The organism is Streptomyces sp. ITFR-6 (assembly GCF_031844725.1).
GTDB lineage: Bacteria > Actinomycetota > Actinomycetes > Streptomycetales > Streptomycetaceae > Streptomyces.
Map to the genome: position 1 here is coordinate 6,568,828 of NZ_CP134612.1, position 18,560 is coordinate 6,587,387.

General features: G+C 70.7%; 11 protein-coding genes and 1 pseudogene. 5 read left to right on the forward strand and 7 right to left on the reverse strand.

The window, feature by feature from the left end; genetic code table 11:
- Positions 1-99: 99 nt before the first annotated feature.
- The 3 genes from RLT59_RS29865 to RLT59_RS29875 all read right to left on the reverse strand — a co-directional run bounded on the left by RLT59_RS29865 (position 100) and on the right by RLT59_RS29875 (position 4,852).
- Complete coding sequence (locus RLT59_RS29865) at positions 100-1,311, reverse strand: branched-chain amino acid ABC transporter substrate-binding protein (RefSeq protein WP_311307905.1); 1,212 nt, start codon at positions 1,309-1,311, stop codon at positions 100-102.
- A 646-nt stretch (positions 1,312-1,957) separates the two neighbouring features.
- Positions 1,958-2,452, reverse strand: coding sequence for a PaaI family thioesterase (locus RLT59_RS29870; protein ID WP_311306276.1), 495 nt, complete (start codon positions 2,450-2,452; stop codon positions 1,958-1,960).
- Between the two features lie 126 nt (positions 2,453-2,578).
- Positions 2,579-4,852 carry an FdhF/YdeP family oxidoreductase gene (locus RLT59_RS29875; RefSeq protein WP_311306277.1) on the reverse strand — a complete coding sequence of 758 codons (2,274 nt, stop codon included), beginning with the start codon at positions 4,850-4,852 and terminating at the stop codon, positions 2,579-2,581.
- Positions 4,853-5,044: 192 nt separating this feature from the next.
- Here RLT59_RS29875 and polA point away from each other — a divergent pair, with 192 nt between their 5' ends.
- Positions 5,045-7,756, forward strand: a complete 2,712-nt coding sequence (gene polA, locus RLT59_RS29880; RefSeq protein ID WP_311306278.1) for a DNA polymerase I — start codon at positions 5,045-5,047, stop codon at positions 7,754-7,756.
- A gap of 42 nt (positions 7,757-7,798) precedes the next feature.
- On the opposite strand, the pseudogene RLT59_RS29885 reads toward polA, so the two are convergent.
- Positions 7,799-8,667 (reverse strand): annotated as a pseudogene (locus RLT59_RS29885) (DUF4184 family protein).
- Positions 8,668-8,852: 185 nt separating this feature from the next.
- Between RLT59_RS29885 and RLT59_RS29890 the strand changes: the two are divergent.
- From RLT59_RS29890 to RLT59_RS29900, 3 genes are all read left to right on the forward strand, one after another.
- Positions 8,853-10,634: a lytic transglycosylase domain-containing protein gene (locus tag RLT59_RS29890; protein ID WP_311306279.1), complete on the forward strand. Its 1,782-nt coding sequence runs from the start codon at positions 8,853-8,855 to the stop codon at positions 10,632-10,634.
- 180 nt (positions 10,635-10,814) lie between these two features.
- Positions 10,815-10,952 carry an SPW_0924 family protein gene (locus RLT59_RS29895; protein WP_311306280.1) on the forward strand — a complete coding sequence of 46 codons (138 nt, stop codon included), beginning with the start codon at positions 10,815-10,817 and terminating at the stop codon, positions 10,950-10,952.
- Between the two features lie 48 nt (positions 10,953-11,000).
- Positions 11,001-12,008, forward strand: a complete 1,008-nt coding sequence (locus tag RLT59_RS29900; RefSeq protein ID WP_311306281.1) for a cell envelope lipid trafficking protein PgfA — start codon at positions 11,001-11,003, stop codon at positions 12,006-12,008.
- Here RLT59_RS29900 and hrpB read toward each other — a convergent pair.
- Complete coding sequence (gene hrpB / locus RLT59_RS29905) at positions 11,995-14,496, reverse strand: ATP-dependent helicase HrpB (RefSeq protein WP_311306282.1); 2,502 nt, start codon at positions 14,494-14,496, stop codon at positions 11,995-11,997. The two genes, RLT59_RS29900 and hrpB, sit on opposite strands and share 14 nt — an antisense overlap.
- Positions 14,497-14,559: 63 nt before the next feature.
- A complete protein-coding gene (locus tag RLT59_RS29910) occupies positions 14,560-15,414 on the reverse strand; it encodes a class I SAM-dependent methyltransferase (protein WP_311306283.1) in 855 nt (284 codons plus the stop codon).
- Positions 15,415-15,813: 399 nt separating this feature from the next.
- Here RLT59_RS29910 and rpsA point away from each other — a divergent pair, with 399 nt between their 5' ends.
- A complete protein-coding gene (gene rpsA, locus RLT59_RS29915) occupies positions 15,814-17,334 on the forward strand; it encodes a 30S ribosomal protein S1 (RefSeq protein WP_024493912.1) in 1,521 nt (506 codons plus the stop codon).
- Between the two features lie 167 nt (positions 17,335-17,501).
- On the opposite strand, the gene RLT59_RS29920 is transcribed toward rpsA, so the two are convergent.
- A complete protein-coding gene (locus RLT59_RS29920) occupies positions 17,502-18,464 on the reverse strand; it encodes a right-handed parallel beta-helix repeat-containing protein (protein ID WP_311306284.1) in 963 nt (320 codons plus the stop codon).
- Positions 18,465-18,560: the final 96 nt, after the last annotated feature.

Consider the following 18,560-nt stretch of genomic DNA (forward strand, 5'->3'; position numbering starts at 1 on the left):
GCAGGGCCTCCGTGGAGTGGTTCGGATATGGCACCGCGCGGGAGCGCTCTCGGCGCTCCCGCGCGGTCTGGTGTCAGTCAGTGGTGACCGGGGAGCTGGTTACGGCTTGTAGACCTCGCTGAGCTTGGAGACCCACTTGCCGCCGTCGACCTGGTAGGCGGTCATCATGGTGTTGGTGGTGTCGCCGAACTCGTCGAACGAGACGGGGCCGGTGACGCCGTCGAACTTGACCTTGCTCATGGCGGCGAGGACCTTTTCGCGGGCGTCGTCGGGGAGCTTGCCGTCGTTGTCGGCGACGGCGATCTTGACGGCCTCGATGATGGACCAGGTGGCGTCGTAGGTGCCGCCGCCGTAGGCCTCGTAGGCGTCCTTGTATCCGGCCGTCTTGTAGTTCGCGATGAAGTCCTTGGCGGAGTCGAGCTCTTCGACGGGCTTGCCGACGGAGGTGGCGATGTCGCCCTGGGCCTTCTTGTTGAGTTTGATGAAGTCGGCGCTGTACATGCCGTCGCCGCCCATCAGGGGGATCTTGACGCTGTCCTTGAGCTGCTGGCTCAGGGGTGCGCCGGCGGGGTACTCACCGCCGTAGTAGACGGCCTTGGCGCCGGACTTCTTGACCTTGGTGACGACGGCGTTGAAGTCGCGGTCGTCGGGGTTGACGTGGTCCGCGCCGGCGATCTTGCCGCCGAGCTTGGTGAACGTCGCCTTGAAGGAGGCTGCGAGACCGGCGCCGTAGGGCTTCTGGTCGTCGATGAGGTAGACCTGCTTGATCTTCGCGTTGTTGTAGAGGTACTTCGCCGCGAAGGCGCCCTGGATCTGGTCGGTGGTGGCGGTGCGGAAGAAGGTCTTGAAGGGACGCTTCTTGTCGCCGGTCTTCCAGTTCTCGCCCTGGGTCAGTTCGGTGCCCGTGTTGGCGGGGGAGACCTGGGTGAGGCTGGCGTCGTTGAGCGGCTTCTGCATCGACTGGGAGACGCCGGAGTTCAGGGGGCCGACGACGCCGAGGACGGTGTCGTCGTCGATGAACTTCTGGGCGTTCTGCTGGCCGACGGAGGGCTGGGCCTGGTCGTCGAGGGGCTTGACGACGAAGTTGATGCCGGGGACGGTCTTGGCCTTGTTCGCCGTTTTGGCGGCGAGGTCGGCGGAGTTCTTGATGCCGAGGCCGAGCGCGGAGAGGTCACCGGTGATGGGTGCGTCGACGCCGATGACGACGGTCTGGGTGCCGCCGCTGTCGCTGCTCTTCTTGTCGTCGTCGCGCGACCCGCAGGCGGTGAGTGTCAGTGCTCCTGTGGTGAGCACTGTGGTGAGGATGAGCAAAGAACGGTGTCGCACGAAAAGTCCTTTCCCTGGCGCGGCCTCCTCTGCTTGAGGTGCCGTGTCGTTCGCCGGGCCGTACTGGTTGGTACAGGGCCGTGCCGTAGTCGCGCCCGGCGGCGCGGTGACTGGCGGTGACTCTAAGGGCAGGGGCGGGGGTCGGGGATGGGTCAGCCGAATGATGTGACTGTCTTGTTATGCCTTTGAGGAAGGCTTGAGGTGGCTGTGCTGACATGTACGGCTTTTTACTGGAGCGTGAAGTGACCGCATTCTGAGAACGCGCAGCTCTGCTAAGGGGCTTGAACCGATCTTGCTGCTGTCGCGTGGTGGGGGTGCGGGAGGGCGCGTCGGTGCGCGCGAAAGCGCCCGGTGCCTGTGGGGCCGGGTTCTTCGGGCTGCGTCGGGCGGGTGAACATTGCGCGGATGTTACGCAGTGTTACGTCGGGGGTGGTGTGGTCGACGCGGGGTGGCGGGGGCGCGGGCGGGCGTGGCTGCTGAGTGGGCCACAGAACGGGGTGTGGGGTCAAGGGTGTTGGTCGGTGTGGCCGGTCAATTGTGTTGCGTGGGGCGGTGGTTGTGGGGGGGATATGGCGCTGCCCGGCCGGTTTGCGGTCCGGCCGGGCAGTGGGGTGCGGGGGGTGTCGGGTGGTCAGGCGGTCTTGCCCGTGGGTGCGCCTTGCGGTGCGTCCTTCGGTACGTCACGCAGGAGGCAGGTGAGGCGGGCGGTGCAGACGCGCTTGTCGTGCTCGTCGGTGATGACGATCTCGTACGTGGCGGTGGTGCGGCCGCGGTGTACGGGGGTGGCGACGCCGGTGACGAGGCCGCTGCGGGCCCCTCGGTGGTGGGTGCAGTTCAGGTCGACGCCGACGGCGAGTTTGGTGGCGCCGCCGTGGAGCATGGCGCCGACGGAGCCGAGGGTCTCGGCGAGGACGGCGGAGGCGCCGCCGTGCAGGAGTCCGTAGGGCTGGGTGTTGCCCTCGACGGGCATGGTGCCGACGACGCGGTCCGCGGCGGCCTCGATGATCCGTACGCCCATGCGTTCGCCGAGGTGTCCGGCGGAGAACAGGGCGGGGAGGTCGACGCCGAGGGCGGCGTACTCGTCGATGATCTCCTGGGGGAACTTGGGTGTGGTGTGCTCGCCCATGGGTCCGGCTCCGTCTCTCTGCGGTGGTGCGCTGCTGCGTCTGGTGTCCGTTGTTCCTGCTCTGTTCTTATCAGACGGCTGAGCGGGCGCTTAGTGCGGCTGTGTGGTGAGGCCGGTCCCGGGGCGTCAGCGGACGTTCTCGAAGCGGATCACGACGGATTTGCTGGCGGGGGTGTTGCTGGTGTCGGCGGTGGAGCCGAGGGGGACCAGGACGTTGGTCTCGGGGTAGTAGGCGGCGGCGCAGCCCCGGGCGGTGGGGTAGTGGACGACGCGGAAGCCGGGGGCGCGCCGTTCGGTTCCGTCCTTCCACTCGCTGACGAGGTCGGCGTAGGCGCCGTCGGTGAGGCCGAGGGCGGTGGCGTCGTCGGGGTTGACGAGGACGACGCGCCGGCCGCCCTTGATGCCTCGGTAGCGGTCGTCGAGGCCGTAGATGGTGGTGTTGTACTGGTCGTGGGAGCGCAGGGTCTGCAACAGCAGCCGTCCTTCGGGGAGTTCGGGGAACTCGACGGGGGCGGCGGTGAAGTTGGCCTTCCCGGTGGCGGTGGGGAAGCGGCGGGAGTCGCGGGGGCCGTGCGGGAGGGTGAATCCGCCGGGGTGGGCGACGCGTGCGTTGAAGTTCTCGAAGCCGGGGACGACGCGGGAGATGCGGTCGCGGATCGTTGCGTAGTCCTTCTCGAACTCTTCCCAGGGGGTGGTGGAGGCGGGGCCGAGGACGGCGCGGGCGAGGCGGGCGACGATGGCGGGTTCGGAGAGCAGGTGGGGGCCGGCGGGGGTGAGGTTGCCGCGGGAGGCGTGCACCATGCTCATGGAGTCCTCGACGGTGACGAACTGCTTGCCGCCGGCCTGGACGTCCTTGTCGGTGCGGCCCAGGGTGGGCAGGATCAGGGCGCGGGTGCCGGTGACGGCGTGGGAGCGGTTGACCTTGGTGGAGACGTGGACGGTGAGGCGGGCACTGCGCATGGCGGCCTCTGTGACGTCGGTGTCGGGGGTGGCGGCGACGAAGTTGCCGCCCATGGCGAAGAAGACTTTGGCGTCGCCGTCGCGCAGGGCCTGGATGGAGCGGACCACGTCGTAGCCGTGGTGGCGTGGTGAGGTGATGCCGAATTCCTTGTCGAGGGCGTCGAGGAAGGCGGGTGCGGGCCGTTCGAAGATGCCCATGGTGCGGTCGCCCTGGACGTTGGAGTGGCCGCGCACGGGGCAGACCCCGGCGCCGGTGCGGCCGATGTTGCCGCGCAGGAGAAGGAAGTTGACGACTTCGCGGATGGTCGGCACGGAGTGCTTGTGCTGGGTGAGGCCCATGGCCCAGCACACGATGGTGCGCTTGGAGGCGAGGACCATCGCGAGGGCCTCTTCGATGGCGGCGCGGTCGAGGCCGGTGGCGGTGAGGGTCTCGTCCCAGTCGGCTTCCGCGGCGGCCTCCGCGAACGCCTCGTAGCCGTGGGTGTGCTCCGCGACGAAGGTCTCGTCGACGGCGCCCTCGGTCTGCAGGATCAGTTTGTTGAGCAGCCGGAAGAGGGCTTGGTCGCCGCCGATGCGGATCTGGAGGAAGAGGTCGTTGAGGGCGGCGCCCTTGACCATGCCGAGGGGGGTCTGGGGGTTCTTGAACCGTTCGAGGCCGGCCTCGGGCAGCGGGTTCACCGAGATGATCTTCGCTCCGGCGGATTTGGCCTTCTCCAGGGCGGAGAGCATCCGGGGGTGGTTGGTGCCGGGGTTCTGTCCGGCGACGATGATCAGGTCGGCGTGGTGCAGGTCCTCCAGGGAGACGGAGCCCTTGCCGACTCCGATGGTCTCCGTGAGCGCGGAGCCGGACGACTCGTGGCACATGTTGGAGCAGTCGGGCAGGTTGTTGGTGCCGAATTCGCGGGCGAACAGCTGGAGCAGGAACGCGGCCTCGTTGCTGGTGCGTCCGGAGGTGTAGAAGAGGGCTTCGTCGGGGGAGCCGAGGGCGGTCAGTTCCTCGGCGATGATGGCGAAGGCGCGCTCCCAGGTCACGGCCTGGTAGTGGTCGGCTCCTTCTGGCAGGTACACGGGCTGGGTGATGCGTCCCTGCTGGCCGAGCCAGTAGCCGCTGCGGGTGGCGAGGTCCGAGACGGGGTGGGCGGCGAAGAAGTCCGGGGTGACGCGGCGCAGTGTCGCCTCTTCCGCGACGGCCTTGGCGCCGTTCTCGCAGAACTCGGCGGTGTGCCGCTTGTCGCCCTCCGGCCAGGCGCAGCCGGGGCAGTCGAAGCCGTCCTTCTGGTTGACCTTGAGGAGGGTCCGCGCGGTGCGGCGGACCCCCATCTGCTGCTGGGCGATGCGCAGGCTGTGGGCGACGGCGGGCAGTCCGGCGGCGGCGTGTTTGGCCGGTTCGACCTGCGGCGCGTCCTGGACCGGATCACCTGCGGGCGGCTTGGTGGCCATCGTCTTTCCCCTTTGAGCCGGCTGCGGACCGGGTGGGGTCCGCTGTGCGTGTTTCCTTGCGGGTTCCTTGCGTGTTTCCTGCTCCACCGATCCTGGCACGCGGCGCGGCAGGCCGTCCCGGCGAGCGGTCCCTCGGGCGGCCCGGGGCGGTCGCCGGTCCGGATTGTCAGTGGTACGTGGCAGGATCGGGGTGTGGCTGAGACGGCATCGAAGAAGACGGCAGACAACCGACCGCGCCTGCTCCTCATGGACGGGCACTCCCTGGCGTACCGGGCGTTCTTCGCTCTGCCCGCGGAGAATTTCACGACCGGGGCGGGGCAGCCGACGAACGCGGTGTACGGCTTCGCGTCGATGCTGGCGAACACGCTGCGTGACGAGGCGCCGACGCATTTCGCGGTGGCGTTCGACGTGTCCCGCAAGACGTGGCGTGCGCAGGAGTTCCCCGAGTACAAGGCGAACCGGTCGAAGACGCCGGACGAGTTCAAGGGGCAGGTCGAGCTGATCGGGGAGCTGCTCGACGCGATGCGCGCCGACCGTTTCGCGGTCGACGGTTTCGAGGCGGACGATGTGATCGCCACGCTGGCCACCCAGGCGGAGGCGGCGGGCTTTGAAGTGCTGATCGTCACCGGTGACCGGGATTCGTTCCAGCTGATCACGGACAACGTCACGGTGCTGTACCCGACGAAGGGTGTCTCGGAGCTGACCCGCTTCACCCCGGCGAAGGTCGAGGAGAAGTACGGGCTCACCCCCCAGCAGTATCCGGATTTCGCGGCGCTGCGCGGTGACCCGTCGGACAACCTTCCGGGCATCCCCGGGGTCGGTGAGAAGACGGCCGCGAAGTGGATCAACCAGTTCGGTTCGTTCGACGAGCTGGTGGAGCGGGCCGAGGAGGTCAAGGGCAAGGCCGGGCAGAATTTCCGCGACCACCTGGACGCGGTGCGGCTGAACCGGCGGCTGACCGAGATGGTCCGGGACGTCGCGCTGCCGAAGACCCCCGGCGATCTGGAGCGCGCCCCCTACGACCGCAGCGCGGTCACCGGGGTGCTGGATGTGCTGGAGATCCGCAATCCGAGCCTGCGTGAGCGGCTGCTCGCGGTGGACCCGGGCAAGAAGGAGGACGAGGCGCCGGCGCCCGCCGCGGGCATCGAGCTGGACGGCGCGGTGCTGGGCGCGGGCGAGGTCGCCCCGTGGCTGGCCGAGCACGGCGGGCAGCCGCTCGGCGTCGCGACGGTCGACACCTGGGCGCTCGGCAGCGGCACGGTCACCGAGATCGCGCTCGCCGCGGCGGGCGGGGCCGCCGCCTGGTTCGACCCCACGCAGCTGGACGAGGCCGACGAGCAGGCGTTCGCCGCCTGGATCGCGGACGCGGGCCGGCCGAAGGTCATGCACAACGCGAAGAGCGCCATGCGGGTCTTCCCGGAGCACGGCTGGCGGATCGAGGGCGTCTCGATGGACACCGCGCTCGCCGCCTATCTGGTCAAGCCCGGCCGGCGTTCCTTCGCGCTGGACGCCCTGGCGGTGGAGTACCTGGGGCGCGAGCTGGCCCCGGCGGCCGCTTCCGACGGTCAGCTGGCCTTCGGCGCGGACGACCGGGCGGAGGCCGACGCGCTGATGGCGCAGGCCCGCGCGGTCCTGGATCTCGGGGACGCGTTCACCACCCGGCTCCAGGAGGTGGGCGCGGCCGAGCTGCTCCACGACATGGAGCTGCCGACGTCCATCCTGCTGGCCCGCCTGGAGCGGCACGGCATCGCGGCTGACCGGGCCCATCTGGAGGGTATGGAGCAGCAGTTCGCGGGCGCCGTGCAGCAGGCGGTGAAGGAGGCGCACGCGGCGGTGGGTCGGGAGTTCAACCTCGGTTCGCCCAAGCAGCTCCAGGAAGTGCTGTTCGGTGAGCTGGGCCTGCCGAAGACGAAGAAGACGAAGACCGGTTTCACCACGGACGCCGACGCGCTGGCGTGGCTGGCGGCGCAGACGGAGCACGAGCTGCCCGTCATCATGCTGCGCCACCGCGAGCAGGCGAAGCTCCGGGTGACGGTCGAGGGCCTGGTCAAGACGATCGGGGCTGACGGGCGTATCCACACCACGTTCAACCAGACGGTCGCGGCGACCGGCCGGCTGTCCTCCACCGACCCGAATCTGCAGAACATCCCCGTCCGTACGGACGAGGGCCGGGCGATCCGCCGCGGCTTCGTCGTCGGCGAGGGTTTCGAGACGCTGATGACGGCGGACTACAGCCAGATCGAACTGCGGGTGATGGCCCACCTCTCCGAGGACGCGGGCCTGATCGAGGCGTTCACCTCCGGTGAGGACCTGCACACCACGGTCGCCTCGCAGGTCTTCGGCGTCGAGAAGACCGCGGTCGACCCGGAGATGCGGCGCAAGATCAAGGCCATGAGCTACGGGCTGGCCTACGGCCTGTCCGCGTTCGGCCTCTCCCAGCAGCTGAACATCGAGGCGGGCGAGGCCCGCGGCCTGATGGACACCTACTTCGAGCGGTTCGGCGGGGTCCGCGACTATCTGCGCCGGGTGGTGGAGGAGGCCCGTGCCACCGGTTACACGGAGACGGTCTTCGGCCGCCGCCGCTACCTGCCGGACCTGAACAGCGACAACCGCCAGCGCCGGGAGACGGCCGAGCGGATGGCGCTCAACGCGCCGATCCAGGGCACGGCGGCGGACATCGTCAAGGTCGCGATGCTCAAGGTGGACAAGGCGCTCACCGAGGCGGAGCTGACCTCCCGGATGCTCCTCCAGGTGCATGACGAAATCGTGCTGGAGATCGCCGCGGGTGAGCGCAAACAGGTCGAGGGCATCCTGCGCCACGAGATGTCGACCGCGGTGCGGCTGCGGGCGCCGCTCGACGTGTCGGTCGGTGTCGGCACGGACTGGGAGTCCGCGGCGCACTGACGGCCGGGGGCCGCGAAGGGCGGGCCCAGGCGGGCCACGCCCTCAGCTGTCGGACGGGCTCGTGCTGCGGGCCCGTCCGGTGGCGGGGAGCGTCGGTGAGCCGCCGCCGCGCCCCGGGAGCCGCATCCACACCCCGTAGAGCACCAGCCCCACCGCGAGTCCGGCGCCCGCGCCGAAGCACGCGGTCGAGATGTCGAGCGGGGTGTCGATGTGCCCGAAGTACGCGTACCAGCGCGCGCACCGGTGAACGGTGCCCAGCACCACGCACAGGCCGATGAACCCGGCCGCGTACCACCGCGCCCGTCGGCCCAGCACCGGTACGGACGCGGGCTCGGGCTGTCCGCCGTCGCGCCGCAGCGCGGCGACCGTGAACCAGGTGAGCACGGTCAGTGCCACAGCCGAAGTGCCGTACTGCACCAGTTGGAACACCGGGTATCCGCCCGCGTCCCGGCTGAGCACCGGCACCAGCCGCACCCCCCCACCGGTCGTGGTGGGTGAACGCGTCCCAGACCACATGGGTAGCGGCGCCGATGACCGCGGAGGCCACGAACCACGCACCGTCCCGGACCCCCCACGGCCCCTGGCCTAGCGCCCGCCGGGCTCCCCGTGCCAGTGCGTACACCCGCCCCTGATGCCTCCTCGGCGCCAGCGCCACCAGCGGTTCGCGCAGCAGCAGCCACAGTGCGACGGTCGCCGCGGTGATCAGGACATCCACCGTGAACACCCCCCCACACCGCGTGGGTGACCTCGCCGAACTCCATGGCGCCGCGGATGGCGGTGTCCGCGTAGTAGGTGATGTCGGGGGCGAACGAACCGGCGACGAGGGCGGAGGCGACGAGTGGGCCGCGCCCCGTCCCGTCGCGGTGGAGCCCCGGCAGAACGGCTGCGGCATGGCTCAGGGTGAACGGCATGGTGGAAGTATGGGTGAGCCGCCGTCACCGGAGCGCCGCCCCCTGTACACCTTGTGATCCAGAACGTGAGAAACCGGTGAGAAGCGGTAAGGCCGCAGTGTTCCGGCGGCACAACTTGCCGTAGGGTCGCCTGAGTCCAGGCGCAGGGGAGCGCGGACGCCGACGACGGGGAGGGCCCACACGTTATGGCAGTGCAATTCGGTCGCCGACTGCGCAGAGGGGCGACCACCACTGCTGTGGCCGCCGCCGTCGTCGCCGCGCTTTCCGCCTCGCAGGGCCCCGGTTCGCCCCTGGTCGCTTCCGAGGACGACCAGCCGGCCGCCGGCGCGACGCCGTCGGACGACAGCGCGGCCTCCGGCAACTCGCCCTACTTCACGGACCTGCCGCCGCTGAACACGCCGGACAAGCCCGGCACTTCCGTCGACCTGCCGGCGACCGGCAGTGCGGAATCGGGCATACCGGCGTCGATCCTGGCGGCGTACAAGAAGACCCAGCAGACCGTCGCGGGCACGGACGCCGCCTGCCGGCTGCCGTGGCAGCTCCTTGCCGCGATCGGCAAGGTCGAGTCCGGCCAGGCCCGCGGCGGCCGCGTCGACGCGCAGGGCACCACGCTCTCCCCGATCCTCGGCCCGGCCCTCAACGGCCAGGGCTTCGCCCTGATCAAGGACACCGACAACGGTGCCTACGACGGGGACTCGACGCACGACCGCGCGGTCGGCCCGATGCAGTTCATCCCGTCCACCTGGGAGACCTGGGGCCAGGACGGCAACGGCGACGGCCGCGAGGACCCCAACAACATCTACGACGCGGCCCTCGCCGCCGGACGCTACCTCTGCGCCGGCTCCCGCGACCTGTCGCTCGCGACCAACCTGGACCAGGCGGTCCTCAGTTACAACCACTCGGACGAGTACCTGCGCACCGTCCGCTCCTGGTTCGAGTACTACAAGCGCGGCACCCACGAGGTACCGGACGGCAGCGGAGTCCTGCCCTCCGGCCTCGGCGGCGGCACGGACCGGAACCCGTCCTCCGGGCACCCCGGCGCCTCGACGTCACCCACGCCGTCACCGTCGCCCTCGCCGCACGGCTCTGCGACCCCGAAGCCGCCTTCGAAGCCGAGCCCCTCCCCGTCGGACCCGGGCGGTCCGACCGGCAAGCCGTCGTCCCCGCCGCCGACGCCGGACCCCACGCCGTCCCAGACCCTCGCCGGGGTGAAGAACGCGGGCACCGGCCCGCTGACCGCCATGGCGGGCGACGCCTTCGCCGAGCGGATCAAGGTGCGGGCGCAGAACGGCTTGGGCGGCCCGCTCGCCAAGGTGTCCGTGACCTTCGCCGTCACCGGGGACACGGACGCCGCGTTCACCGGCGGGAAGCGCACCGTCATCCTCACCACCGGCGCCGACGGCACGGTCATCGCACCGGTGCTGAAGGCGGGCGGGAAGACCGGCGACTTCGCCGTGCGCGCGACGGCCACCGGCACCTCGCTGCCCGCCGTGAGCTACTCCGCGAAGGTCACCGCCCGGCAGGCCGACACGATCGCCAGGACCGGCACCGAGAAGCTGACCGCGGAGGCCGGCGCCACCTTCGACGACATCGCGTTCGAGGCGATGTACAAGAAGGCGGCCGCCCATGGCGTCGCCGTCACCGCCACCATGATCACCGACGACAAGAAGCCGGTCGAGAACGACAGGGGCCCGTACTTCGAGGAGAAGGACGGCAAGCAGGTCCGCACCCTGACGGACCTGAGCACCGACGCCGACGGGAAGCTCGTCCTCTCGAAGATCCACGCCGGTGACACCCCGGGCACGTACAAGCTGCGCCTCACCACCGAGGGCGGCGCCACCGTCGACATCGAGCTGACGGTCGAGGCGGCGACAGACGGCGGGACCGGGGCGGGTGGCGAAGGCGGAACCGAAGCCGATCCGGAGGCCGGAACCGAGGCCGGGGCCGGGGCCGAAGCGGGCGCCTGACCCGGACGTACCAAGACCACGACAGCCCCTCCGCCGGAACCCGGCGGAGGGGCTGTCCGCTGTGGTGCCGCGACGGCGGACAGGGGCGCGGAGCACACCAGGTGTTCTCATCTCGCGCCCCGGTTGCTACCGTGCCCCAGCCCTGACGACCCATCAGTTCCGCGCTCCGGGAGGCCGAGCATGCGTGCCCTAGTCGCCGCCGCCATCGGACTGGCCGCCGCCCTCGCCATCGTGCTCACCATCAGCGCGGTGGGCGCGCCACCCGGCGAGACCTCGCCCAAACCCCTGCTGACCACCGTCCCGGGCCCCAAGAACTAGCCGCCCGCACCACGCAACGCACCACGGAATGCAGAGGGAGGACACCCCATGCGCCGCCGAGCCAGCCTCGTACTCCTGGCCTTCGCCGTCTTCTTCGCAGCCATGTCGCCGCTGCTGCGCTGGTACGCCTTCCCCCGGCTGGCGAAGATCCCGCCGAACCAGTACCAGGAGACGGTGCTGGAGGCGAAGCCCGCGACCCTGCTCGACTACAGCACCCTCACGGCCAAGAAGGTCGGCAAGGTCACCATCGTGCAGACCCTCAAGGGCGATGTGGAGGCGTCCGAGAAGATCGAGCGCAGCGCCGGCCGCGACGTCGTCGTGTGGAACGCGCTCTCCTACATCCAGGGTCCCGACGGCAAGATGGTCTCCAAGATCCCCGAGCGCTACATCTTCGACGCGCACAGCCAGGCCCCGGTCCACGCCACCGGAGAGATGGTCGACGGCGACCGGGTCAGCCGCGAGGGCATCGAGTACAAGTGGCCCTTCCTCACCGAGAAGCGGGACTACGAGTACTTCGACGCCCAGACCCGCACCAGCTCGCCCATCCACTACAAGGGCACCGAGACCTTCCGGGGCCTGAAGGTCTACTACTTCGAGCAGACCATCCCGTGGACCAAGGTCCCGATGCCGAAGACCATGCCCATCAAGGGCATCACCCCGGAGCAGATCGCCAAGACCGGGATGACCCGCTGGTACACCACCAAGCGGATGTTCTGGGTCGATCCCGTCACCGGGGCGCCGGTCAACGGCGAGGAGATCCACAAGGAGGAGATGCGGAACGCGAAGGCCATGGGCATGCCCAAGGACACCGTCACCGTGTTCGCCGGGCACGTGAAGATGCGCGAGGACTACATCGCCTCGATCGTCGACCAGGTCAAGTCCCAGCGGGTGCTGGTCCTGCTGCTGACCTCGTACCTGCCCTGGGGCTTCCTCTTCCTCGGTGCCGCGCTCCTGGCCCTGTCGCTCTGGCTGGAGGCCCGTTCGCGGCGGCCCGGCACGCCGAGGCCGCACGCCGCGCCCGAGCCCGTACCCGACCCGGAACCTACTCCCGCTTGAGCCGGGCCTTCGTGAACCGGGTCGCCTCCATCGTCGTCGGGTCCTCCGGCCACGGGTGCTTCGGGTAGCGGCCGCGCAGCTCCGCGCGCACCGCCCTGTAGCCCTCCCGCCAGAACGACGCCAGGTCCGCCGTCACCGCAGCGGCCCGGCCGGCCGGGGAGAGCAGGTGCACCAGCACCGGTACGCCGGCCACCCTCGGGGTCTCCTGGAGCCCGAACAGTTCCTGGAGCTTCACGGCGAGCACCGGCTGCGCCCCGCCGTACTCCACCCTGATCCGTGAACCGCTCGGCACCTCGATCCGTTCCGGGGCCAGCTCGTCCAGCCGGGCCCCTTCGCCGGTCGCCCAGGGCAGCAGCCGGCGCAGCGCCTGCCCGGCGTCGATCCCGGCCAGCGCCGAGCGGCGCCGGGCCCGCGACAGCTCGGGCTCCAGCCACTCCTCCGTACGGCTCAGCAGCGCCTCGTCCGACACGTCCGGCCAGGGCTCGCCCAGCTCCCGGTGGAGGAAGGCCAGCCGCTCCCGGAGCTGTCCGGTGTCCCGGGTCCAGCGCAGCAGGGAGAGCCCCTCCCGCCGCAACCCCTCCACCAGGGCCTCGCGGACCAGGGCCGGGTCGGGCTGTTTCAGGGGGCGCGCGGAGAGTTCGACGGCGCCGAGGCGTTCCACCCGGCGGGCCACCACGTCGTGGCCGTCCCAGCGGACCTCCTCGCCGGCGAACCGCAGATGCCCGGCCGCCAGGCGTGCCGTGTCCTCGTCGATGACGGCGGCGAGCCGGACCCGCGCGGACGCGGCGTGCGCCGGACGGTCCGCGACCGCGACCGCGAGCCACGCCGCACTGCGCAGCCGTGAGCCGTCCCGAAGCTCCGCGCCCGTGCCGGACGCCATCAGGAACGTCCCCTCGCCCCGGGCCCGCGCCACCCGCTCGGGGAAGGCCAGGGCCGCCACGAGACCCACCGCCGCGTCGTCCGGCCCGGAACCGCCGCCCTCACCGCCCTTCAGGGAGGACGACAGCCGCCGCACCTCCTGGCGCCAGCGGGCCGCGTAGGCGTCCTTGCCCTGGCGCGCGGTGCGCAACGCGGCCGCCAGATCGTCCCCGTACTCCCTGGGCGGCTCCTCGCTCAGCAGCGCCACCACCTCCGCCGCCCGGCGTCCGCCGACCGAGGCCGCCCCGTCCAGCAGCGCCCTGGCCAGCCGGGGGTGCAGTCCCAGCCGGGACATCCGTACGCCGCGCTCGGTCACCCGCCCGTCCGGGCCGACCGCGCCGACCGCCGTCAGCACCTCGTGGGCCGCGCCCATCGCACCGGCCGGAGGCGCGTCGAGCAGCGCGAGCCCGGTCGCCTCCGGATCACCCCAGCAGGCCGCCTGGAGCGCGAACGCCGCGAGGTCGGCCACCTTGATCTCGGGGGAGGGGAACCGGGCGAGCCGCCCGTCCTCCGCCCGCTCCCAGCAGCGGTAGACCGTCCCGGGCGCCTCGCGGCCGGCCCGGCCCGCCCGCTGACGGCCCGCCGCCTGCGAGGCCCGCACCGTCGTCAGCGCGCTCAGGCCCCGGGCGTGATCGGTGCGCGGCTCCCTGGCCAGCCCCGAGTCGACGACGGTCCGCACCCCCGGCACGGTCAGCGAGGACTCCGCCACCGAGGTCGCCAGCACCACCCGGCGCCCCTCGGACGAACCGGCCAGCACCGCGTCCTGCACCGCCGCCGGGGCCCGTCCGTGCACCTGGAGCACCTCCGCCGCGACGCCGGACAGCTGCCCCGCCACCCGGCCGATCTCCCCGACCCCGGGCAGGAAGCACAGCACGTCGCCGTCCCGCTCGGCCAGCGCCCGCCGCACCACGGCGGCGACATGAGTCAGCAGCGCCGGATCAACCCTCATCCCGTGCGGCGGCCGCACCGGCCGGACCGGCGGCGCCCACACCACCTCCACCGGGTAGGAGACGCCCTGCGCCTCGACCACCGGGGCGTCCCCGAGCAGCCGGGCCCAGCCCTGCGCGTCCGTCGTCGCGGACGCGGCGACCAGCCGCAGGTCGGGCCGGATCGCGGCCCGTACGTCGAGGAGGAACGCGGCCACCGTGTCCGCGTCCAGGTGGCGTTCGTGACACTCGTCGATGATCACCGCGTCGACCCCGGACAGCTCCTGGTCCCGCTGGAGCCGCTGGAGCAGCACCCCGGTGGTGACCACCTCCACAACGGTGCCGGGACCCACCACCCGCTCTCCGCGCACGGTGAACCCGACCCGTTCGCCGGTCCGCTCGCCCAGCAGCCAGGCCATCCGCCGGGCCGCCGCGCGGGCCGCGATCCGCCGGGGCTCCGCGACCACGACCCGGCGTGGCGGTCCGTCGCCGGTCAGCCCGGCCAGGACCAGCGGGACGAGGGTGGTCTTGCCGGTGCCGGGCGGCGCGCACAGCACGGCGACACCCCGGTCGTCGAGGGCCCGCCGCAGCGCGGGCACGGCGGTGCGGACGGGCAGCTGGTCCAGGGCGTCGGTGCGGATCACGGCCCCAGTCTCGTACGGCCCGCCGCCGTGCCCCGCATCGGTGTCCTGCCCCGCACCGGTGTGTCAGTCGCGCTCGCAGACGAAGATGGCGGTTCCGGGGATCAGGTTGCCGCGCAGCGGCGACCAGCCGCCCCACTCCTGGCTGTTCCACTCCGGCCACTCCGGTTCCACCAGGTCGACCAGGCGGAATCCGCTCGCGACCACGTCCCGCACCCGGTCACCGAGCGTGCGGTGGTGCTCCACGTACACCGCGTCGCCGTTCTCGTCCTGCTCGACGTAGGGGGTGCGGTCGAAGTACGAGGCGGCGACGGAGAGCCCCTCGGGCCCCGGCTCGTCCGGGAAGGCCCAGCGGACCGGGTGCGTGACGGAGAAGACCCAGCGGCCGCCGGGGCGCAGCACCCGGCGCACCTCGCGGAACACCTGGACCGGGTCGGCGACGAAGGGCACCGCACCGTAGGCGGAGCAGGCCAGGTCGAAGCTGCCGTCGCGGAAGGGCAGCACCCCGGCGTCGGCCTGGACCAGCGGGACGCCGCCGATCCGCAGCCCGTGCTGGAGCTGGCGGTGCGAGAGGTCGAGCGCGACCGGGCGGGCGCCCTGGGCGGCAAGCCAGCGGGAGCACTGCGCCGCGCCCGCCCCGATCTCCAGGATGTCCAGCCCCGCCAGGTCGTCCAGGGGACCGAGCAGCCCGGCCTCCGTCTCGTCGAGGCCCTCCGGACCCCAGACGAACCTGTCGTCGCCCAGGAAGGTGCCGTGTTCGTTCTGGTACTCGTCGGCGTTGCGGTCCCACCAGCCCCGGCTGGCCCGGCTGCTCTCGGCCACGTCCGCGCTGCGGCGAGTCACCTCGGGCTCGGAGAGTCCGGGAAGCTTCGAGGTGAGGGAGCGTTCGGAGGGTTCGGCAGGGGGAATCTCTTGGCTCATCGTGCCCGTCGCTGTAGTTTGCCTTCACCCCGTCGTACGCGGTACGTACCAAGGGGGGATCTGTGGGTGGGCAACCCGTGTGTCCGGGACATCATCGGGACCGATGTGGCCTCGGTGAACACGAGTTGTGCCGGGTATGGGGCGTTCCGCCCCTGGCGTGCGCCTTCGCGCATTGACCCTGCCCTGCTGCCCCCGTATGCTACAAGTTGCGCTGCGAGCCTGCGCGCCTCAGACCTAGCAGGCCGCGCTCGCATCTGTTGTATGCCCCCTCGGTTCACGAGGCGCCTCCCGCTCGCGGGATTCGGCGCCTCCCAAGCTGGCCGGCTTCCGCAGAGGCGATACGGGCTCACGGCGTAGCAGTAACTTCGACTCACTGTCCGTACCGGAGCCCTTTCCCACATGACGAGCAGCACCGAGACCACCGCCACCACTCCGCAGGTTGCGGTCAACGACATCGGCGACGCGGACGCGTTTCTCGCGGCCATCGACGAGACGATCAAGTACTTCAACGACGGCGACATCGTTGATGGTGTCATCGTCAAGGTTGACCGCGACGAGGTTCTCCTCGACATCGGTTACAAGACCGAAGGTGTCATCCCGAGCCGCGAGCTCTCGATCAAGCACGACGTCGACCCGAACGAGGTCGTCAAGGTCGGCGACGAGATCGAGGCCCTGGTTCTCCAGAAGGAGGACAAGGAAGGCCGCCTGATTCTCTCGAAGAAGCGCGCTCAGTACGAGCGTGCCTGGGGCACCATCGAGAAGATCAAGGAAGAAGACGGCATCGTCACCGGTACCGTCATCGAGGTCGTCAAGGGTGGTCTCATCCTCGACATCGGCCTCCGGGGCTTCCTGCCGGCGTCGCTGGTCGAGATGCGCCGCGTCCGCGACCTCCAGCCGTACGTGGGCAAGGAGCTCGAAGCCAAGATCATCGAGCTGGACAAGAACCGCAACAACGTGGTCCTGTCCCGCCGTGCCTGGCTTGAGCAGACCCAGTCCGAGGTTCGCCAGACGTTCCTCACGACCCTGCAGAAGGGTCAGGTCCGCTCCGGCGTCGTCTCCTCGATCGTCAACTTCGGTGCCTTCGTGGACCTGGGTGGCGTCGACGGTCTCGTGCACGTCTCCGAGCTGTCCTGGAAGCACATCGACCACCCCTCCGAGGTCGTCGAGGTCGGCCAGGAGGTCACCGTCGAGGTTCTCGACGTGGACATGGACCGCGAGCGTGTCTCCCTGTCGCTCAAGGCGACGCAGGAAGACCCGTGGCAGCAGTTCGCCCGGACGCACCAGATCGGGCAGGTCGTGCCCGGCAAGGTCACCAAGCTCGTTCCGTTCGGTGCGTTCGTGCGCGTCGACGAGGGCATCGAGGGCCTGGTCCACATCTCCGAGCTGGCCGAGCGCCACGTGGAGATCCCGGAGCAGGTCGTCCAGGTCAACGACGAGATCTTCGTCAAGGTCATCGACATCGACCTTGAGCGTCGTCGGATCAGCCTCTCGCTGAAGCAGGCCAACGAGTCCTTCGGTGGCGACCCGGCCTCGGTCGAGTTCGACCCGACGCTGTACGGCATGGCCGCGTCGTACGACGACCAGGGCAACTACATCTACCCCGAGGGCTTCGACCCCGAGACCAACGACTGGCTCGAAGGCTTCGAGGCTCAGCGCGAGGTCTGGGAGACCCAGTACGCCGAGGCGCAGACGCGCTTCGAGCAGCACCAGGCCCAGGTCATCAAGTCCCGCGAGGCCGACGAGGCCGCTGCTGCCGAGGGCGCTGCCGCCCCGGCCGGCGCGGCTCCGGCTGCCTCCGGCGGCAGCGGTGGCGGCGGTGGCGGTTCGTACTCCTCGGAGTCCGCGGACAACTCCGGCGCCCTGGCGTCGGACGAGGCCCTGGCTGCCCTGCGCGAGAAGCTGGCGGGCGGCCAGAGCTGACGCTCTGACCCTCCGGCCGGTCATCGGTCGTAGTAGATGACGGTGAGGCCCGTCCCCTTCGGGGGGCGGGCCTCATTCGTCGTTACGGCAGGTTCCAGCGGGCTCCAGCCGGGTTCCAGTCGCTTTCCGGCCGCCTCCAGCCGCTTCCGGACGGGTCTGGCGGGTTCCTACGGGGTGACGGCGATGTTGGTCAGGCCGTTGCCGCCCGTCACGGTGTTGCTCGCGTAGACCGTCGTCGGGCAGCTCGCGCTGTAGTTGGTCACGTTGACCGCGATCCGCTTGTCGCCCGTCGAGCCGGACAGGTCCGAGGTGTTGTCCCGGAAGACGGTTCCGCAGCCCCAGCCGCTCTGCTGGGTGTGCGTCTCGTAGCCGTTGTTGGTCGTGCTGGATCCCCGGTTGCCCTGGACCAGCACGTCGTTGCCCTTCACATCGACCCAGGAGTCGTCGTAGTTGGCGCCGGTCAGCCCGCTTCCGTCGAAGGTGTTGCCGGTGATCCGGGTGCCCGTGGTGCCCTCCTTGATATCGATGTTCTCGCCGCCGACATCCGGGCCGATCGTATTGTCCAGGATCTGGACCCGGTCGCTGTTGTCGGAGAGGTCGCCCGCCGTGCCCACGTAGACGCCCTCGCCCATGCCCCGGCCGTCGTGCCCGGTGTCGTAGATCCGTGAGTTCTTGATGACGCCGTCGCTGCTGGACTTGCGGAAGTGGACGCCCTCCATGTCGAGGTCGTGCACGGTGACCGAGTCGATGACGACGCCGTCGGCGCTGTCGGCCATGATGCCCTTCTGGCCGCCGGAGACGGTGATGCCCTTCACGGTCCAGTACGAGGCGCCGTTGAGGTGCAGCCCGTAGCCGCCGCCGGCCGTCAGGACCGCCCCGGCGGAGCCGGTCAGAGTGATCCGTGCGGCGGCGGTGCCGGGGACGGCCGCCTTGAAGTTGCCGGTGTACGTGCCGTCCGCGAGCTGGATCGTGTCGCCGGGAGCGGCCGCGGTGAGGGCCGACTTGAGCTGGGCCGCGGTGCTCACCTGGATCACCGTCGCGGCTCCGGCGGTGGCGGCCGAGGCGAGGATGAGGCCGCCGGTGGCCAGGGCGGTGGAGAGCAGGGCGGGGAGCAGTGTGCGGGTGCGCATGGGGGTGCCTTCCCGTCAGAGGTTCAGGGTTCTCGTACGTGAATGTGGGGCGAGTTTCTGAACGTGCTGCCCAGTGACGGTAGGGACGAGGTGACG